This window comes from Bacillus safensis (assembly GCF_039619585.1).
Taxonomy (GTDB): Bacteria; Bacillota; Bacilli; order Bacillales; family Bacillaceae; genus Bacillus; species Bacillus safensis.
In genome coordinates this window covers 3377933-3397027 of sequence record NZ_CP154909.1, presented here as the reverse complement: position 1 = coordinate 3397027, position 19095 = coordinate 3377933, and the positions used below count along the sequence as shown (strand labels likewise).

22 protein-coding genes are annotated in these 19095 nt (G+C 44.1%); 17 read left to right on the top strand and 5 right to left on the bottom strand.

Annotated elements, in window-relative coordinates; genetic code table 11:
* Positions 1 to 54: 54 nt before the first annotated feature.
* A complete protein-coding gene (locus AAYR28_RS17510) occupies positions 55 to 369 on the bottom strand; it encodes a general stress protein (RefSeq protein ID WP_041115434.1) in 315 nt (104 codons plus the stop codon).
* A gap of 128 nt (positions 370 to 497) precedes the next feature.
* Here AAYR28_RS17510 and AAYR28_RS17505 point away from each other — a divergent pair, with 128 nt between their 5' ends.
* Positions 498 to 1325, top strand: coding sequence for a glycosyltransferase family 2 protein (locus AAYR28_RS17505; RefSeq protein WP_120207921.1), 828 nt, complete (start codon positions 498 to 500; stop codon positions 1323 to 1325).
* Complete coding sequence (locus tag AAYR28_RS17500) at positions 1322 to 2002, top strand: uracil-DNA glycosylase (protein ID WP_120207919.1); 681 nt, start codon at positions 1322 to 1324, stop codon at positions 2000 to 2002. The genes AAYR28_RS17505 and AAYR28_RS17500 overlap by 4 nt, the downstream gene beginning before the upstream one ends.
* A 33-nt stretch (positions 2003 to 2035) precedes the next feature.
* Here the strand turns inward: AAYR28_RS17500 and AAYR28_RS17495 are convergent, their stop codons facing one another.
* Positions 2036 to 3394 (bottom strand): aldehyde dehydrogenase, encoded by a 1359-nt coding sequence (locus AAYR28_RS17495; RefSeq protein WP_120207917.1) that lies wholly within the window; start codon positions 3392 to 3394, stop codon positions 2036 to 2038.
* 170 nt (positions 3395 to 3564) lie between these two features.
* On the opposite strand from AAYR28_RS17495, the gene AAYR28_RS17490 reads away from it, so the two are divergent.
* From AAYR28_RS17490 to AAYR28_RS17480, 3 genes are all read left to right on the top strand, one after another.
* Complete coding sequence (locus AAYR28_RS17490; RefSeq protein ID WP_034281287.1) at positions 3565 to 3897, top strand: YwdI family protein; 333 nt, start codon at positions 3565 to 3567, stop codon at positions 3895 to 3897.
* A 33-nt stretch (positions 3898 to 3930) separates the two neighbouring features.
* Positions 3931 to 5238, top strand: a complete 1308-nt coding sequence (locus AAYR28_RS17485; protein WP_041115438.1) for a purine/pyrimidine permease — start codon at positions 3931 to 3933, stop codon at positions 5236 to 5238.
* 70 nt (positions 5239 to 5308) lie between these two features.
* Positions 5309 to 5680 (top strand): DUF423 domain-containing protein, encoded by a 372-nt coding sequence (locus AAYR28_RS17480; protein ID WP_025093833.1) that lies wholly within the window; start codon positions 5309 to 5311, stop codon positions 5678 to 5680.
* A 41-nt stretch (positions 5681 to 5721) separates the two neighbouring features.
* Here the strand turns inward: AAYR28_RS17480 and AAYR28_RS17475 are convergent, their stop codons facing one another.
* The 3 genes from AAYR28_RS17475 to AAYR28_RS17465 form a co-directional block, all read right to left on the bottom strand.
* Positions 5722 to 6339 (bottom strand): cupin domain-containing protein, encoded by a 618-nt coding sequence (locus tag AAYR28_RS17475; RefSeq protein ID WP_024423814.1) that lies wholly within the window; start codon positions 6337 to 6339, stop codon positions 5722 to 5724.
* A 129-nt stretch (positions 6340 to 6468) separates the two neighbouring features.
* Positions 6469 to 6999, bottom strand: coding sequence for a spore coat protein GerQ (gene gerQ / locus AAYR28_RS17470; protein WP_024426405.1), 531 nt, complete (start codon positions 6997 to 6999; stop codon positions 6469 to 6471).
* A gap of 193 nt (positions 7000 to 7192) precedes the next feature.
* Positions 7193 to 7858 carry a hypothetical protein gene (locus AAYR28_RS17465; RefSeq protein ID WP_231122812.1) on the bottom strand — a complete coding sequence of 222 codons (666 nt, stop codon included), beginning with the start codon at positions 7856 to 7858 and terminating at the stop codon, positions 7193 to 7195.
* Positions 7859 to 8042: 184 nt separating this feature from the next.
* Between AAYR28_RS17465 and AAYR28_RS17460 the strand changes: the two genes are divergently transcribed.
* From AAYR28_RS17460 to AAYR28_RS17405, 12 genes are all read left to right on the top strand, one after another.
* Complete coding sequence (locus AAYR28_RS17460) at positions 8043 to 8813, top strand: glycosyltransferase family 2 protein (RefSeq protein ID WP_041115894.1); 771 nt, start codon at positions 8043 to 8045, stop codon at positions 8811 to 8813.
* A 6-nt stretch (positions 8814 to 8819) separates the two neighbouring features.
* Positions 8820 to 10232, top strand: a complete 1413-nt coding sequence (locus AAYR28_RS17455; protein WP_254001480.1) for a CDP-glycerol glycerophosphotransferase family protein — start codon at positions 8820 to 8822, stop codon at positions 10230 to 10232.
* Positions 10233 to 10253: 21 nt separating this feature from the next.
* Positions 10254 to 11432: a DegT/DnrJ/EryC1/StrS family aminotransferase gene (locus AAYR28_RS17450; protein ID WP_041115442.1), complete on the top strand. Its 1179-nt coding sequence runs from the start codon at positions 10254 to 10256 to the stop codon at positions 11430 to 11432.
* Positions 11429 to 12304 (top strand): GNAT family N-acetyltransferase, encoded by an 876-nt coding sequence (locus AAYR28_RS17445; RefSeq protein ID WP_120207914.1) that lies wholly within the window; start codon positions 11429 to 11431, stop codon positions 12302 to 12304. The genes AAYR28_RS17450 and AAYR28_RS17445 overlap by 4 nt, the downstream gene beginning before the upstream one ends.
* Position 12305: 1 nt before the next feature.
* Positions 12306 to 13430 (top strand): N-acetylneuraminate synthase family protein, encoded by a 1125-nt coding sequence (locus AAYR28_RS17440; RefSeq protein WP_070326146.1) that lies wholly within the window; start codon positions 12306 to 12308, stop codon positions 13428 to 13430.
* The gene (locus AAYR28_RS17435; RefSeq protein ID WP_120207912.1) at positions 13420 to 14160 is read left to right on the top strand and encodes a cytidylyltransferase domain-containing protein; all 741 of its coding nucleotides are present in this window, start codon (positions 13420 to 13422) and stop codon (positions 14158 to 14160) included. Before AAYR28_RS17440 ends, AAYR28_RS17435 begins: the two co-directional genes overlap by 11 nt.
* Positions 14157 to 15185: a PseG/SpsG family protein gene (locus tag AAYR28_RS17430; protein ID WP_120207910.1), complete on the top strand. Its 1029-nt coding sequence runs from the start codon at positions 14157 to 14159 to the stop codon at positions 15183 to 15185. The genes AAYR28_RS17435 and AAYR28_RS17430 overlap by 4 nt, the downstream gene beginning before the upstream one ends.
* 2 nt (positions 15186 to 15187) lie before the next feature.
* A complete protein-coding gene (locus AAYR28_RS17425; RefSeq protein WP_070326144.1) occupies positions 15188 to 15928 on the top strand; it encodes a sugar phosphate nucleotidyltransferase in 741 nt (246 codons plus the stop codon).
* Entirely contained in the window at positions 15925 to 16890 is a 966-nt protein-coding gene (gene rfbB / locus AAYR28_RS17420; RefSeq protein ID WP_065214908.1) for a dTDP-glucose 4,6-dehydratase, read from the top strand. Before AAYR28_RS17425 ends, rfbB begins: the two co-directional genes overlap by 4 nt.
* Positions 16891 to 16893: 3 nt before the next feature.
* Entirely contained in the window at positions 16894 to 17748 is an 855-nt protein-coding gene (gene rfbD, locus AAYR28_RS17415; RefSeq protein WP_065214907.1) for a dTDP-4-dehydrorhamnose reductase, read from the top strand.
* Positions 17741 to 18196, top strand: coding sequence for a dTDP-4-dehydrorhamnose 3,5-epimerase family protein (locus AAYR28_RS17410; protein ID WP_070326143.1), 456 nt, complete (start codon positions 17741 to 17743; stop codon positions 18194 to 18196). The genes rfbD and AAYR28_RS17410 overlap by 8 nt, the downstream gene beginning before the upstream one ends.
* Before the next feature lie 104 nt (positions 18197 to 18300).
* The gene (locus AAYR28_RS17405) at positions 18301 to 19092 is read left to right on the top strand and encodes an SDR family oxidoreductase (RefSeq protein ID WP_276205270.1); all 792 of its coding nucleotides are present in this window, start codon (positions 18301 to 18303) and stop codon (positions 19090 to 19092) included.
* Positions 19093 to 19095 lie beyond the last annotated feature (3 nt).

Below are 19095 nucleotides of genomic sequence, written 5' to 3'. Positions count from 1 at the left end.
ATCACAATGAAACGGCATAAAAAAGCGTTCCTCTCATCGGAACGCCTCTCTTTCTTACCTTTTACAAATCACCAATTTTCCTTTTTTCAGTTCATCTAAAAGGGTTAAAGCTAACTCTTGATCGGCCCCAGCTGACATCATTTTGGCCATCAGTTCATCATCCCGGGTGCGAATGACATTGGCGACTTGATCCAAAATCCCTTGATCGACCGCAGTCATGCTTTTGGCATCTGTATACTCCGTTACGGTATCAGAGCGTTCTGGGTCGTACGCAAAAACAAAAACAGCGTCTTTTGATGAACCCGATGAATGAATGTGGTCAATGGTCTGTTTTGCTTCTTTACTATTTTCCACCGTGATATATTCCATCATGATCACTCCTTTTCATCAAAAATTCCCATTTTCCCCTCAAATCAAACCGCCTTTTATATCATGAGAAGATAGTCAATTTATGTTTTAATGGAAAAAGACGAATCTATTAAAGGAGTAAGCTGCATATGAAGATTTCCTTATTAATTGTGACACATAACCGGCTCAGCGCACTGTGTGAGCTGCTTGAATCCATTACAAGACAAACCGTACAGCCTTTTGAAATTGTTGTCGTCAATGATGCAGGAGAGCGAGTCGACATCATTCAGGAACTTTACCCTGAGCTTCCGATCCGCTTGATTCATTTAGATGAGAATGTCCAGCATGTAAATGCCAGAAATGTGGGGGTGCGGGAGCTGACAGGAGACGTCATCATGCTGAGTGACGACGATGATTACTTCACACCTTGTCATATCGAACGTATGAGCAAGGCGCTGGAAGATGCCGATTTTGTCTTTTCTGATGCAGAAATTGTATCATTTGAAGAAAAAGGCGCGACCCGTTTCCCGCTGTCGAGGCGTTTGTTTGCTTATACAGCGGATATTGAGGATATGCGTGTCTTTTCTACATATGTTCCTTCGGGCAGTATGTACAAACGCTGTATACACGATGAGATTGGCTATTTTGATCCAGCGATGCATCATTATTGGGACTGGGACTTCTTTTTGCGTGTATCACAGCATGCCCGAGTCAAACGAGTGCCAGCGGCGAGCGTGATCTATGCGTTTTTTGACGGCGGTGGAAATCAGTCTAGTGATCTTGGTGAAACAAGGAAGAACTACTTAGATGATTTAAGTGAAAAGCATGAACTGGGCGATCTGCCGACAGCGAACTTTGCGATATTATTAGAAGAACCAGCGATGAAAAAAAGAGAATCAGAGAGTGAGATTGTGTGGGATGGAAAACCGATGATCTCCAGACTAGCGCAGCAAGTAGAAGGAGGAAAATCACAATGAAGCCATTTTTAAATGATAGCTGGTGGGCTGTGATGAAAAGTGAATTTGAACAGCCGTATTATCAGGAATTACGTGAATGGATGAAGGAAGAATATCGCACGCAGACCGTTTTTCCAAAACCAGATGACGTGTATCGTGCTCTTCATTTGACGTCATATGAAAAGGTCAAAGTGGTGATTTTAGGACAAGACCCTTATCATGGCCCAGGGCAGGCACATGGATTAAGCTTTTCTGTTCAGCCGGGCGTCAAACATCCGCCATCTTTGAGAAATATTTTTCAGGAGCTAAAGGATGATCTTGGCTGTCCTGTTCCAAACCACGGCTCACTTGTCAGCTGGGCAGAGCAGGGTGTGCTGCTGTTAAACACTGTGCTGACTGTGAGAAGGGGCGAGGCGAATTCTCATAAAGGCAAGGGCTGGGAACGTGTGTCAGACCGCGTGATTGATGTGCTGAATCAACGTGAGCAGCCTGTCGTTTTTGTGTTATGGGGAAGACATGCTCAAAACAAGAAAGAACGCATTGATCAAAACAAGCATTTCATCATTGAGTCACCTCATCCAAGTCCTTTTTCTGCAAGAAACGGCTTTTTTGGCAGCCGGCCGTTTTCAAAGGTAAACGCGTATTTAAAGCAAATGGGGATTGAAGAAATCAATTGGTGTATCAAGGATATTGAATGAAAATAGGACGAGGGGAGAGCCCCTTCGTCCTGTTTATTTTAAAAATTTGCGGACCAAGTCGAGTCCGTTTTTCGCATTTGGATAACGGAAGGAAAAATCGAAGCGATTGGTTTGCCGCAGGACGCTTTTTTCATGCGTAAAAGTAAAGAAGCTTTCCTTCCCGTGATATCGCCCCATGCCGCTTTCGCCGACGCCTCCGAATGGCAGGTAAGGGGTAGCGACATGCATAAGCGTGTCATTGATACATCCTCCGCCAAATGAGAGGTTGTCTAGAATATAGGATTCTGTTTCTTTATTTGTTGTAAATAAGTAAAGCGCAAGCGGCTTCGGCCTTGCTTTGATCATATGAACTGCCTCATGCAGAGAATCAAAGGTCATGACAGGCAGAATCGGTCCGAAAATTTCCTCCTGCATGACAGGATCTTCCCATGTGATGTTGTCTAAAATGGTCGGAGCGATTTTGAGCTCCTGTTCATTGCACTGTCCACCTGTGACGATCGATCCATTTGAGAGAAATTGTGTAAGCCTGTCAAAGTGACGCTGGCTGACATTTTTTCCAAAGTGCGGATGCGTTTCGGGATGTTCACCATAAAAGTCACGGATACAGGCTGTCATTTCTCGCAAAAGTTCCTCTTTGATGGATTCATGAACGAGCAAATAGTCTGGAGCAATGCAGGTTTGCCCTGCATTGGTGAACTTTCCAAAGGTGATCCGCTTCGCTGCTAGCTTGATGTCGGCATCAGGCATGACGATGCTGGGACTTTTTCCGCCAAGCTCAAGTGTGACAGGGGTCAAATGCTTTGCGGCGGCTTCCATGACGACTTTGCCAACTGCCACACTTCCAGTAAAGAAGATATAATCAAAGGGCAGTTTCAGCAGTTCTGTACTGACTTCAACACCGCCCTCTACGACAGCCGCATGGTCTTCTTGAAATACACGTTTGATGATAGTGCTGATCACTTGTGAGACTGCCGGCGTCAGCTCAGACGGCTTTAAAATCACGGCATTTCCCGCAGAAATCGCACCGACTAATGGAGAAAGGGCCAATTGGAAAGGATAGTTCCAAGGAGCAATGATGAGCACAGTTCCATAAGGTTCCTTGATAATCATGCTTTTTGATCCGATATGAGTCAGCGGTGTTTTCACGCGAGTTGGCTTCGCCCATTTGTGAAGGTGCTTGATGGTATGATTGATTTCTTCATACACCATCCCAATCTCTGTTGTATAGGCTTCCTGTTCGGATTTATGTAAATCATGGGCTAAGGCCTGTAATATATCCTTTTCATGCTGTTTGATTGCTGCTTTTAAATCTTGAAGAATGCGGATGCGTTCTTGAACCGCCGGCTTCTGAAAGACTTTTTGTTTCTGAAATAGAGCAGTAAGCTTGTCCATTATTCAATCCCTTCATAGACGATTTTGTTTCTTTTATTATGTGTGAATGAAGATGACGGGTCAAATAAGAGAGTCGTGAGCGCACTGCTTTGAAAAAATGAACCCATTTGGTTTGTTCATTTGGTAAAATAATGTTGAAAAGAGATTTTTTTAGATTGGAGGGTCTACCCTTGAATATTCATATATCAAGCCTGCTTCAAAAAATGGAGGAAGCGGTTCAAAAAGCAAAGCAAAGTGGAAATGATGAAGAGGTGAAACGTCAAGTAGCGGCCATTTCTTCACTATGTGATGTCATTCTCGACGCACCATCAAAGGTGCAAATGCCGCAGTCGCCGGCCATCTCACCACCTCCATCGATACATACACCATCAGCGCCATCTGTGACTACAGATCAAGCCATGCTTGAGAAACTCATGGGCACAAGTGGTGCGAAGAAATTTCAGCAAAATGATGAGGGTCAAAAAGAGAAGGACGGGAACGGCGACTCTATTTTTGATTTTTAATGGTCTTGTCACGACAAAGGGAAGGTGATCGGTTTGAAACTATTTTTGGGCGCCATTCAGTGGATGGCATTTTTTATCGCAGCTTCTATTGCCGTACCAATTGCGATTGCACAAGCATTTGAATTGAACCAAGTGCAATCGGCGGAGCTGATTCAAAGTACTTTCTTTTCACTTGGTCTGGTGGCGATGGTGCAGTGTTTATGCGGCCATATGCTGCCGATCAATGAAAGTCCAGCAGGGCTTTGGTGGGGTGTGTATACCCTTTATGCCGGCATGACAGGTACAATCTTTGCGACGTATCCTGAAACCCTGCAAGCATTACAAGGGGCTTTAATTTTTAGTGCTGTTTTCTTTTTTATTTTTAGTTTATTTAAAATCATCAATTGGCTCGCGTCTTTATTTACGCCAGTCGTCACAGGCATTTACCTGCTGCTGCTTGTTGTGCAGCTAAGTCAGCCAATCATGAAAGGGCTGATGGGCATCGGTTATCGGGGAAATCAGGTGGACGGGCTTGTCTTTTGCTTATCGATCTTGATTATTATCCTCACCTTCATGATCAGCCGCTCAAAATGGCATTACTTGAGGCAGTTTTCTGTGTTATTCGCCCTTGCAGGCGGATGGCTGTTATTCGCTCTACTCGGATTGGCGAAGCCGGTTCGAATTCCAGAACAAATCATCGAGTTTCCGAAGCTGTTTCCATTCGGTATGCCGGTCTTTGACAGCGGATTGCTTGTCACGTCCTTTTTTATAACGATTTTACTCATTGTGAACATGCTGGCAAGTATTCGAATTGTGGAAAGCTCAGTGAAGGCATTTGGTGAACTGCGTGAGCGGAAAAGAGCACGTCCTGCTGGTTTTGTCGCAGCATTTGGTCATTTATTAAGCGGGCTGATCGGGGCGATTGCGCCTGTACCTATTTCGGGGGCAGCAGGATTTATCCAGACAACGAAAATTCCATCGAGAAAGCCATTTTTCATAGGAAGTCTGCTCATTGTACTCATTAGTTTATTCCCGCTGCTCATGAGCTTTTTCTCTGCATTGCCATCACCTGTGGGGCTTGCTGTAAACTTTGTGGTCTTCTCTTCTATGATTGGGATTGCGATGTCGGAGTTTGATCAGTATGAGAAAGAAGAAGTCCCGCGGATTCGCTTTGTTCTTGGGATTGCTGTTTTAGCAGGCGTAGGGGCGATGTTTGTGCCTCAGGGGGCCTTGAAAGGCATGCATCCTGTGCTCATTTCATTATTAAGCAACGGTCTTGTTCTAGGTACACTCATTGCGATCGTGGTCGACCAAGTCTTGTTACGAAAGAAAAAGAAATCCGACAATCTCGTGTCAACGTAAAGGGAAAGTTGAATGTCGCCCTTCACCCGCGCTATGATAAATATAATTGACGAGATAAGGAGAATGACGAATGAAACTATTTTTCATTTTAGGTGCTATTAACGCCATGCTTGCTGTTGGACTTGGAGCCTTCGGTGCGCACGGTCTAGAAGGGAAAATCCCTGAAAAATATATAGAAATATGGAATAAAGGTGTTCAATATCAAATGTTCCATGCCATTGGCTTATTTGTTGTCGCTTTTCTTGCAGATAAGCTGTCAGGTGTCTCCTTGGTTCCTGCCGCTGGCTGGGTGATGCTTGCAGGCATCCTTTTCTTCTCAGGAAGCCTTTATGTGCTGGCATTGACGCAGGTGAAGATTCTAGGTGCCATTACTCCTATTGGCGGAGTAGCATTTATCGCCTCTTGGATCATGCTTGTCATTGCAGCAGCAAAAAATTTATAAGCCAATAAACCGATGCTCTCATAGGGGCATCGGTTTTTTTCTTAACTCCAGTAAGGGGTATAGTTGGGCGGTGCTTGATAATATGGGACGTAGTGAGATGGAGGGACAGGATGCGTTTGAGACTCTTCCTCCCGGTGGCAAAATGGTCCGATAAACACACTTGGTTTCACAGGCTTTATCGCCTGCTTCCACTGTGTTTCGTTCATGCAATAAGTATGGGCCATGATGTGAGAAGGGGTGAGGGTGAGAAGGTCTGAGCCTAGGATCACTTCAGGTGTAGATGCGTTAAAAATGGCTAACAAATGAGTTCTGTCTTGGAGAGCGACTTCATAGTGCCACCAGCCTTGAGGCACGTTTGCCACCTGTCCAGGTGTGATGGTGTAGGTGTGCAGTTTTTTTGTAAATGGATTCAGCATCGATACGGCAGCAGAACCGGCTATACAATAAACAAGCTCTGCGGCATTTTGATGATAATGAGGCTCTACGACTTTGCTTTTACTCAAATATATATCCAGCAGGGACACTTGATCCAACGAGTTTAATTGTTTTTTTCCTAACACATTAATCAGGTTATGCTGATCGAATTTCACAAGGGGGCTTTGATTCAGATCGTATGAAAATTTGACATTTGGTGATGTATAATCCAGCTCAACAGTCATTGATGTCACCTCTAGGCTTTTGATAAAAACTACTAGGCATCTTATGAACAGCGCCCTAGAGGTGTGACAAAAACCTAGACAAAAGAAAAAAGCAAGGGCACCTGAGCCTTGCTTTTGCCATGCTTGACGTTATCTCGGAGAATACGTAGACATGGAGTATGGATAGTCGTATTGAATTTCCCCATCAAAAGTAATGTAATCAAGATAGATCGTTAATAGTAAGTATCGTGTTCCTGTCTTATTATCACTAATGATAATGTGGTCACGTCCTGCAGCTTCAATGACGCCTCTAAAAATCTTCGAATTCCATTCCTTGCTCGCCTCAAATGTCATATAAATCGTGGCTACCTTGCCGCGGTTCAATCGTAAAATATTTTCAATATAGGACTGCTCAATAGGCAGCTGCCCGGTGACATTCTGCTGATAAACCGGTCCAGAAGGAATTTGATATGGCTGACCGCCGCCCTGCGTTCCTTGGCCTCCTTGTGAAGTGCCGGTAGACGGCATTGGCGAAAACCCCTGCTGCATTTGACCCTGCGTTTGGGGAGGGACTGAATAACCCATCTGCTGCGCAGGATACGGATTTGCTCCATATTGTTGCTGGCGGAAATCTTGACCTTCGAAACCCGAACCTTGCCCAAATTGATTTTTCAATTTCATAACGTTCCTCCTCTTTCCTCATGGTGTTCTAAACAGAAGGCGCTAAAGCACCTGTTGTTTCCATAGCATTCTTTCTCTCTTTCACACTATGAGACAGGAGGGGAGAATATGTACATTGAACGAAAAAAAGGAACTGCTATGCAATTCCTCAGCGTGAAGACAATCCCTCGTATTCTATCGGTACTCGTCCTTTTTACATGATCCAGTTTACAGCGTGCTGAATATCAAATAAAAGTGTCGTGATGAGAAAAAACGCGGCGAGCGGTGTGATCACAATGATGAAGGCTTGCCATAATCTGAGCTTCATCACAGCGACAATGCCTAAAATTGCCATTCCAAATATCCACGTCTTTGCATATACATCCGTAAGAGTTAAAAGATCGAGATAATACCATACTTCATAATGCTGATCTAAATATGGTGAGATTTTAACAAACGTATACGGACCGAGCATCCCAACAGTGAAAATCCAAGTCAGTGAAAATAAAGCAGAAGGGAAAAAGACCGTCAATGTGCAGGCTTTGAGTATATCTCGATATGCCGTTTGACAGTCGAAAAAGAGACGGCCTAACCATTTAATCAGGAGGACACCGAAAAATAGAATCATATTGCCTGCCAAAATACCATATCCCGCTCCTTGTAACAGAATAAAAGGGAATGGAATATGATTGCCCATATACTCGCTAAAATACCCTTCATAGATCCAGCCCGTACCGGCGATACTTGCAAGGAGCATCATCAGCCAAATGGGAATATTGGAATGTTGATATGAGCGAATAATCGTTTTTGTCGCGACAAAAATTTTAAAAAATCGAAAAAATCCTTTTACTTCCTCTTCTTGGGAGTGATCATTCTTCATAGCTTCCAATGTTCTTTACTCCTTTAATACACACAAATGATTACTTATATTACCAAAAATTTCGCATTTTTCAAAGATAGATCAATAAAAAAATACAATTTTATAAAAAATAGGTCACTCTACAGTCTCTTTAAGAGGAGACACATATGATAAACATAGTTTGAAAGAGACCGAGGTGAAAACTTTGACAAAAGTAACTGTCATTATGACGAGCTACAACAAGGCGGCTTACGTCGGCAGATCGATTGAAGCGGTCCTGCAGCAGACGCTGTCAGACTTTGAACTTTTTATCATGGATGATGGATCAAACGAAAAAACCCTTGCTGCTATTGAACCGTTTCGCAAAGATCCCCGCGTTCACTTTATCCAAAGCGGTGTCAAAACGCTGGAAGAGAGAACAGCGAAAACTCGCTACGCCGTGCTGATTAATCAAGCATTAGAACTGGCAAAGGGCGAGTATATTTCCTATGCCACAGATGACAATGTCTACGCCCCGGACCGTTTAGAGAAGCTCACTCATTATCTAGATGCCCATCCAGGTAAAGAGATTGTCTATTCTAGTTCTAAAGTGATCTATTTAAATAGCAAAAAAGAGCCAGTGAAGGAAACGATTCGGCCGGCGCAAACAGTGCAATGGAATGCCCCCTGTGCCATAGATCATTGCTCGGTCGTACATCGTGCATCCATTTTATCAAAAATTCATGCTGAATTTGGGTCTTACTGGGACGAGAGTCCGCATTTTTATCGGATAGGGGATGCCCGTTTCTTTTTTCGGTTAAATCATTTTTATCCGTTCTATCCCTTTGATGAAATATTAGATACAAATTACATCACAGAACAGTCCATTCATTATCAGCTGGCAGAAGAAGAGAAAAGTGCCTTTATTCAAGCACTTCCCGAGCAGTCTACCTGCTGGGAGCTTCGCAGTATATTAAAACAAAAACATGGGAGGTGACCTGAAGTGTCGCACTATATTCATCATTATTGGCAGGTGTACTTTGAGTATGTGAATCTGATGAAGGATTTGTCCTACAAGCAAATTCCTCTTGGGTTGATCAGTAATTTTTATCAATATATCAGTCCTGAAGTGAGGGAACGCATGGAAGATGAAGCATTCGGTCAAGAACTGACAACCGCTTGTCCATTACCGGAAGAGATTCAGCCATTTTTTGATCAGCATAAGCAGCAGATCAAGCGTGTGGCTTATCGTCCGGCGAATGGAAAGGTATTGCTTCACTTTGAACACCTGCGTTTTACGGAACAAAATTACACGCGGTTCCATCCAAACCAAACGGTGGTGCTCGCTCGCTGGAAGAAGGCGGATTATTATGGATTACCCGTGATCAGTAAGCCGGAATTAGCCGGAGAGGTTAATAAAGAAGCCCACGCTGAATATATTGAAAAAGCAAATGCTCTCCTTAAACCTTACGCTCACCACCCTGTCTTTGGCAATGTCTTTTTTAGAGAAAAGCTGCGGAAGGACATTGTGCAATTTATTGATGTCATTGACCAAATAGAAATGCTATTTCAAATGCAGCCGATTGCAGCTGTCATTGTTGGAACGACGGAGGATGCTTACAGCCGCGTACTCGCTTTGCAAACAGTTAAACGCCAGCTTACGAGTATCTGTCTTCAGCACGGTGCGCTTATGGGAGACGAAGCCTTTTTACCAATTTTCACGACTTGCCATGGGGTATTTGGAAAATATGAAAAGGACTGGTATGTAGATAAAGGCTGTCAGCCGGAACAGGTGGAAATCACAGGTCATCCGAGGTTTGATTTGGTGAAGGAGCGAACGCCGCTTCAACAGGATCTCATTTTTCGTAAATTGAACTTCAGTCCGGCTAAAAAGACCGTGCTTGTGGCAACGCAGCCGTTTTCTGAAGCCTTTTATGGCGATGTTCTTAAAACGATCGCCAAACGGAAAGACATTCAGCTGATCATGAAGCCGCATCCTTGGGAAATTGCTCGAAATCGATTAAATGACTATGTGTCTATTGAACGAGCGGGAAATCATGTGAAATTGATTAAAAAAGAAATTGACCTGTATGACCTGCTGCCATATGTGGATATCGTGATTACGCTCACATCAACAGTTGGTCTTGAAGCGATGCTTTTTGAAAAGAGTGTGCTGATCGGGAAAACGACAGAAGGCAGAAGATACCCATATTACGAGTCGCTTGGCAGCTATCATATGGAAAACCCTGTTGAACTAGCTGAGAAAGCCATTCGTATTTTGTCGGATGAACAAGAGATGAAACTGGCAAAGCAGCAAGGAGCTCAGTTCATTAAACAACATTATCCGCATGCGCGATCTATCGATGTTCTGCTTTCTCTGCTCAAAACAAAAACCGGTGTGGATTTTCAGAGATGAAGATAGGGGTGTGCAAGCGATATGGGAAAAAAGAGAGCACAATTTCTTCCTTATGCTTTGCCTTTCATTCAGCAGGAAGAAATTGATGAAGTCATTGGAACATTAAAGTCCGGCTGGCTGTCAACTGGACCAAAAGTAAGACAGTTTGAAGAAGAATTTCAGCAGCTGACAGGTGCAAAACATGCGATCGCTGTCAATTCATGTACGGCTGCTTTATTTTTAGCGTTAAAGGCAAGAGGGATTAGGGCTGGGGATGAGGTGATTACAACCCCTCTGACATTCTGCGCAACAGCCAATACGATTATCCATACGGGAGCAGCGCCTGTATTTGTCGATATTGATCCAGCGACACTCAACCTTGATGCAGAGAAACTAGAAGCGGCGATTACACCACACACAAAAGCAATTGTTCCTGTTCACTTTGCCGGTCAATCGTGCGATATGGACCGGATTTTAGCCATTGCCAAAAAGTATGATCTATTTGTACTTGAAGATGCTGCCCACGCTCTTTACACAACGTATCACGGTCAGCCCGTTGGATCCATTGGTGATGCGACCGCTTTTAGCTTTTATGCAACGAAAAACCTAGCGACTGGTGAAGGCGGCATGCTGACAACAAATGATGATGCGCTTGCGGCTCGGATTAGAAGACTAGCGCTCCATGGGATGAGCAAGGGAGCGTGGAATCGTTATGGAGAAAAAGGAACGTGGTATTACGAGGTCGAGGAACCAGGCTATAAAATGAACATGTTTGACGTGCAGGCATCGATAGGGCTTGTTCAACTAAGCCGACTAGATGACATGCAGGCGCGGAGAGAACAGATTGCAAAAGCATACAATCAGGCTTTTCAAAAAGAAGCGGGTCTGATCCTGCCGCCTGTGCATCAAGAAGGAAGACATGCATGGCATTTGTATGTACTGCAAGTGAATCCAAAAGAAGCATTTATCACGCGTGATGAACTGATTGATCAGCTGCAAAAGGAATATAAAATCGGCACGAGTGTTCACTTTATCCCTGTTCACTTGCATCCATACTATCAAGAAACATATCACTATTCACCGGAGGATTTTCCTGAGTCACTTGCATACTACAAGCAGACGCTCTCACTGCCGCTCTATCCAAGTATGACAGATGAAGATGTGCAGGATGTTATCACAGCGGTGTTGTCTATTTTAAAAGAACAGAAGGCATTATCATGAAGGTCGTTCATGCTGTAGATGATCAGGTGCTGGCTTCTTGGCTGGAGAAATACGGTCAACAAGCGGAACAAATGAACGGCTTCAAGCAATTTGCTCTTGTTAATGGCGCACAGCTAAAGGCAGTCCTGTTATATGAATGGTCAAAATGGGAAAGCGGCATTTTTCATCAGCATATTTTTCATGTGAAGTTTGTCGAAGCGGAGACAGCGTCTGCTTTTCAAGAATTGATGGAGCGTTTCATCAATTGGATGAGAACAGAAAAATGCGATTTTTTCTTTTTACGTCTTGAAGCGTCTGATCTTGAAAAAAACCGCATCGTCCAAAGGCTGTCACATGTGTACTATGTGGGCGGTCTCACTCGTCTTGAGGCGCCGCCTGTTCAAATGGAGATGCCACCTACAGGTGAAGATGTGGTCATCAGTCTGCCGGATGAAAAGGATTACGATGAGGCGGTGTCACTTGCTCATCAGGCTTTTGTGAAAAGCCGGTATGCACTTGATCCTTTTTTAGATCAGAATGCCGTCCAGCATTTTTTTCAGGAATGGATGAGAAACAATTTACTCGGACGTGCAGATATCAATCTCGCAGCAAAGGTGAACGATGAAGTCATTGGTTTGATTCAAGGGGTGACAAAGGGCGATGAACTGGTACTTGATTTATTGTCCATTAGAGCGGATGCACAAGGAAAAGGGATCGGAAAAAAGCTCGTGATGGCGATGATTAACGCCTCTCATGAGAGAGGGCATCGGTTTATGTCTGCCGGAACTCAGATGCATAACACAACCGCGATTCAGCTGTACGAAAAGCTGGGCTTTAGAACAAAAAATGCCTTCTTGTATTACCATGTGTGGCCGAAAAAAGGAGAGAGGTAAGATGGCGCATTTCTATATCGGAGATCGCAAAGTAGGGGATGGCGCGCCTGTCTTTATCATTGCAGAGGCAGGCATTAACCATGATGGAAAGCTGGATCAGGCGCTTGCTTTAATTGATGTGGCAAAGGAAGCAGGTGCCGATGCGGTGAAGTTTCAAATGTTTCAAGCTGATCGGATGTATCAAAAGGAACCGGGTTTGTACGAAACAGCCAAAGGGGAAGAGGTGTCTATTTTTTCTTTAGTGGAACAAATGGAGCTGCCGCCAGAATGGCTCCCGGTGTTATTGTCACGTTGCGCGGAAAAAGGTCTGATATTTTTAAGCACAGTGTGTGACGAAGAATCCGCGGATCTATTGAATCAAACCGATCCGCCGGCTTTCAAGCTGGCATCCTATGAAATCAATCATTTGCCTCTTATGCGTCACACGGCATCTTTTCAAAAGCCCATCATATTCTCAACAGCCGGGGCAACCATTTCGGATGTCCATGAAGCATATGAGGCGATTACAAGCGAGCACAATCAGCAGGTCGCTATCATGCATTGCGTAGCAAAGTATCCAGCACCTAGAGCTTACACGAATCTCCGCGTGCTTCAAACCTTAGCTGCGGCATTTCCCGAGGCAGTCATTGGCTTTTCTGATCATAGTGAGCATCCAACTGAAGCGCCTGTGGCCGCTGTGAAGCTTGGGGCAGCAATCATTGAAAAGCACTTTACAGTCGATAAAACGTTACCTGGGGCTGATCATTCCTTTGCTCTTGATCCTGAAGAATTGAAGGAAATGGTTCAGCATATTCGAGCGGCAGAAAAGCAGCGGAATCTAACAGAGGCTGACACTCATTCAGTGCCAGAAGAGCTCCTTGGCAGTTCTTATAAAACGACAACAGCTATTGAAGGCAAGATTCGTGAATTTGCGTATCGAGGCATTTTTACGACAAAAGGCATTGCGAAAGGCGAGACATTGACCGCAGAAAATCTAGCCGTGTTACGTCCAGGACAAAAAAGCCAAGGTCTGCATCCAAGGTATATGGCGGTTTTACTTGGCACAAAGGCTGTCAGAGATATCCCAGCCCATACAGGGGTTTCGTGGAAAGATGTACTCATGCAGGAGACGCCAAATGATCAATGATGTCCTTTTTGTCATACAGGCGAGAATGGGCTCAACAAGGCTGCCAAAAAAGGTAATGAAACCGATCGGCGGTATGGCGCTGATCGACCTGATTGTTGAACGAGTAAAGCAATCAGCTCATTACAATCACAAAACGCAGAACCTCATGATCGCCACAACAGTTGAGGCAGAAGATGATCTGCTGGCTCATTATTGTTTATCAAAGGGCTATAAAGTATTTCGTGGCAGTGAGGCGGATGTACTGCAGCGATTTGCGCAGATTGTCCGTCATTTTGAACCGCAAACCATTGTGCGTTTAACAGGAGATAACCCATTTATAGATCCAGTCCTTTTGTCGAAAATGCTTGAAAAACATAGACAAGAGAAGGCTGATTACACGTATACGGCTGGAACGCCACTCGGTATTTCCGGGGAAATGATCGACGCACAGATTTTAAGTGAAATCGACAATTTTCCCCTTACGCAGCCAGAGCGTGAGCATGTCACGCTCTATATCAGAAAGCATCCAGAGCAATTTCACCTGCAATTATTCACACCGCCCAAAGAACTTGCATATCCTGCTTATCGATTCACGATTGATACAGAAGAAGATTATGTGTTTGCGACCCGTTTACTAGAGAAAGCTGGCGGCTCCATTGCTGTGCCTACGGCTGAACTCATCACCATTTGCGAACAAGACCCTGATATTGTTCGGTTGAATCAATTTGTGAAACAGAAGGATGCTGAATGAACAAGAAAATCATGATTGTTGTGTATGGTGGGTTTTTAAGAGGGATGGGTCATGTCGTCAGAATGAAACGGCTGGCAAATCAACTGTTTCAAGAAGGAAACGACATATCTTTCTATACAAATGAACAGATCTGTGTAGAAATGCTCTCAGGTCCAGATTGGCACGTTCATTTGGTGCAGGAGTCGAAGGCATTCCTTCAGATGGAGCAGGACATAAAAGAGCTGAATCCAGATCTTCTGCTGATTGATGTACTTGATTGTGACCTCCAATTTCTTCAATTAGTCAAAGCATCCTCCAGCTCTGCCAGGCTGGTCTTATTCGAAGAAAAAAGAGCAGAAGCTTGTCAGCTTGCCGATGCTGTCGTGAACGGCATTTATGGCGGTCTGGACGAAAAGTACATGCAAGTAGATGGGACAGAATATTTTTATGGAACACCTTATTTATTGTTAGATCAAGAGATAAGCCGATTAAAAGACACATATGAGGTTCGAAAAGAATGCAAAAAGGTGGTCATCAGCCTTGGGGGCAGTGACCCGCGTGGATTGTTATTAAAGGCTGTATCAGCAATCCTCGAAGCGGACCACTTACACATTTTAGCAGTTACAGGAAAAGCCTCCCGCATTGAAGAACAAATAGAGGCTGAGCATATTCAATTCATTCGTCATACAGATCAATTACCTGCGCGTCTCTCGGAAGCTGATCTGGCAATAGTTGCTGGCGGGATGACATTATACGAGGCAGTTTGTATCGGAGTGCCCAGTATTGTTCTTTCACAAGTCGACCATCAAGCAGTGACAGCCGCTCGTTTTGCACAAAAGGGAGCGTGCCACCATCTTGGATTAGGTGAACTTGTGGATGAAAAAGATATATGGTGTGCTGTGGAAAGACTGTCCAGCAGCTACTTTCTCCGCAGGAGCATCCATCTTAATGGACGGACACTCATTGATGGAAAAGGAATTGAACGAGTGAAAAACATTCTTATACACCTCATGAATCATCACCAAAAAGACTATAAGGATGTGTAGATGTGAAAGGAGTTATTTTAGCAGGAGGAAAGGGATCACGACTGGCGCCTTTAACGAAGATTTTCAATAAACATTTATTGCCGGTTGGTCCATATCCAATGATTTATTGGTCATTGTTCAAATTGAAGGAAGCAGGGATTTTAGATGTGATGGTTATATCACAAGAAGAACAAATCCCGTTGTTTCAAAAACTGCTTGAAAGCGATCAGGAATTGGGGATGAACATCGTATATCAGGTACAGCCTGAAGCGTCTGGGATATCAGACGGCTTATCCTATGCAAAGCCCTTTGTCAAAGGGGAGAAGTTTGTGCTGATGCTTGGTGATAATGTATTTGAGGATTCGCTAAACCCTTTTGTTGAAGCTTTTCAGCAGCAAGATAGAGGAGCCAAGGTTCTGTTGAAAGAAGTGGCAGATCCAAAGCGATTTGGCATTGCAGAAATTGATGCCGCCCGTCAACAGATTTTATCAATAGAGGAAAAGCCGGAGCATCCGCGCTCATTCTACTGCGTCACGGGCATCTATTTTTATGATCAAGAAGTCTTTCAATATATTGAGAGAATCTCGCCGTCAGATCGAGGCGAATTAGAGATTACAGACGTGAACAATCTCTATATCTCAAATAGCCAGCTGACCTATGATATGTTAAAAGGGTGGTGGATTGATGCAGGAACACATGAATCTCTCCACGAAGCATCTGCGAAAATGTTTGAAACGATGAAGAAAAAAGAGGGATCCGAATGACGAAGTCTTATTTAATTACAGGCGGAGCGGGTTTTATCGGACTGAATTTTGTGAAGCTGCTGCTTCAGGATACAAATGTCAGGCTCACCGTTTTTGATAAATTAACATATGCCAGTCATCCAGACGAGATGGATGAATTATTAAAGTTGTCACATTTTCGGTTTATCCAAGGGGATATTACCCTTCAGCATGAGCTGGATCAAGCATTTGACGAAGTCTATGATGCGATCATTCATTTTGCGGCAGAATCGCATGTTGATCGCAGCATTGAATCGGCAGAGCCTTTTATTCAAACAAATGTCCTTGGAACGTATCGTATGCTTGAAGCTGTTTTAAAAGGAAAGGCGAAAAAGCTCATTCATATTTCAACAGATGAAGTATATGGAGATTTGGAGCCAGATGATCCTGCTTTCACAGAACAAACACCACTCTCACCGAACAATCCTTATTCAGCAAGCAAGGCGAGTTCAGACCTGCTTGTAAAATCCTTTATCCACACTTACCAATTACCCGCGATGATTACACGATGCAGCAACAATTACGGACCGTATCAGCATGAGGAAAAATTAATACCGACCATTATTAGAAAAGCAGTCAATGGAGAGAAAATCCCGATTTATGGAGACGGCCAGCAAATTCGCGATTGGCTGTATGTAGAGGACCATGCGAGAGCTGTGAAGCAGGTACTCGAAAAAGGCACAGCCGGGCAGGTATACAATATTGGCGGCGGCAATGAGAAAACAAATCTTGATTTAACCAAAACGATTCTATCGCAGCTTGGAATCAGTCATGATCAAATTGCGTTTATTCAAGACCGAAAAGGACATGACAGACGGTATGCCATTGATGCAAGTAAGCTAAAAGGCGAGCTCGGCTGGACGCAGGAGACGTCATTTGAAGAAGGTATCGAAAAAACGATCAATTGGTATCGAACCAAATACGATCAGAGCGAAGAAGGGTGACGGATGAAAGTTTTAATCACCGGTGCAGGCGGCCAATTAGGGAAAGAATTGAGCAGACAGCTCAAAGAAAAAGACATGACCGTCATTGCCTTAACGAGGAACATGCTCAATATCACAGACCAGCAGGCAGTTAGACATGCGATGAGACACTATCAGCCTGATATTGTTGTCAGTGCAGCAGCCTATACATCTGTTGATCAATGTGAAACAGAAACCGAAAAGGCGTATCTTGTGAATGGCATTGGCGCCTACTATACAGCCCTGGAAGCAAAGCGCGCAGGCGCTGATGTGTTACATGTCAGTACAGATTATGTGTTTGACGGGCAGGCGGACACCCCTTACCAAATCGATGCACAAGCAGATCCTCAAACCATTTATGGAAAGAGTAAAAAGCTTGGTGAGGAATTGATTCAGCTTGTGTCAGATGAAGTGAAAATCATTCGTACCTCGTGGCTTTATGGACATGAGGGGCATAACTTTGTGAATACCATTCTTCGGCTCGCTGAAACGAAGGATCATTTGCGCATTGTGAACGATCAAATAGGGTCTCCTACTTATACAAAGGATGCAGCTGAGGCCTTGATTCATTTGTTTGATCAGAAGGCAGGCGTGTATCATGTCAGTAATCGAGAAAGCTGTTCCTGGTTTGATTTTGCGTCAGAAATTGTGATGAAAAGCGGCCTGTCCGCCACAATTGAGCCGATTTCAACGGAAGAGTACGGCTTCCAAACGCCTCGCCCAGCCTATTCTGTCTTAGACCTTCAAGCGATTGAAGCCACAGGATGGCATCCGAGGCATTGGAAGGATGCACTCCACGAATATTTGCAGAAAGAAGGGAGATGGCAACAGCATGATTGATGGTGTTCAAACGAAAAAACTCATGAAACATTGTGATGACCGCGGCTTTTTTGCAGAGCTCATTCGAGATGATGAACCGATGCTGAAACGCTTTGGTCAGGCATCATGGTCGAAAAGCTTTCCGGGCGTGATCAAAGCCTTTCATTATCATGAAAAACAAGACGACGTTTGGTTCTTCCCTGCAGGTCATGCGCAGGTCGTGTTATATGATTTGCGTGAGGACTCTTCCACAAAGGGGCAAACCGATGTGTATTATATGGGGGAAGACAATCCGATGCTGCTTCTTATCCCAAAGGGTGTCGCGCATGGCTATCGTGTACTAGGTGAGACACCGCTGCAAATTGTGTATTTCACAACAGAATCGTATGACCCGAATAACCCAGATGAAAAGCGAATCGACTGGAATGACGAAACGATCGGGTTTAATTGGGAAACGACATTTAAATAGAGAACGGGGGGCCTTTCGCAGGAGAAAGGTCTTTTTTTGTTGAAATACATTCTATATGTGTCATTTTATGTATATGTACTAAGCTGATAAGAAAAGGGATGTGGATGAGTTTGTCTAAAAGAATTGCGTTTGTAACAGGAGCAAGTACAGGGATTGGAAAGGCCATCGCCGTAAAGCTTGCCGCTCAAGACAATGTAAAGATCATCATCAATTCTAGAAATCAATCCTCACTAGAAGAAGCGCAGCAGCACATTGGGCGTATGGCAGAAACAAAGGAGCCGGTGGCTCTTTTCTGTGGGGACATGTCAGATGAAGGAGTGAGGGCTGAGGCTTTTACGAAAATAGAAAAAGAGTTTGGCAGACTGGATGTGTTGATTAATAACATTCCAGGGGGGAAGCCGGATACCTTTGATTCATGTGAAAGCGAGCAGATGATGGCAGCATTTTCTCAAAAAGCCATTGCGTACATTGATACGATGAAGCGTGCGGCAGCGATGATGAAACGACATGAATATGGCCGGATCATTCAAATTGTCGGGAACCTATGGAAGGAGCCTGGCGACCAAATGTTTACGAACAGTATGATGAATGCAGCGATTATTAATGCTAGTAAAAATGCTGCCACACAGCTTGCACCTTCAGGGATCACAGTGAATTGTTTAAACCCGGGATTTATAGCTACAGATCGGTATGAACAATTTATCGGAAACATGATGCGTAAACAGGCATTTTCACGGGAAGAAGCTGTACAGGCTGTAGCGTCAGGAATTCCAATGAAAAGAGTGGGGTCAGCGAGTGAAATGGCTTCATTGGCCGCTTTTATCGCATCAGAGGAAGCCTCCTATCTTACAGGACAACAAATATCCGTCGATGGTGGTTCGATGAAAAGTATATGACAT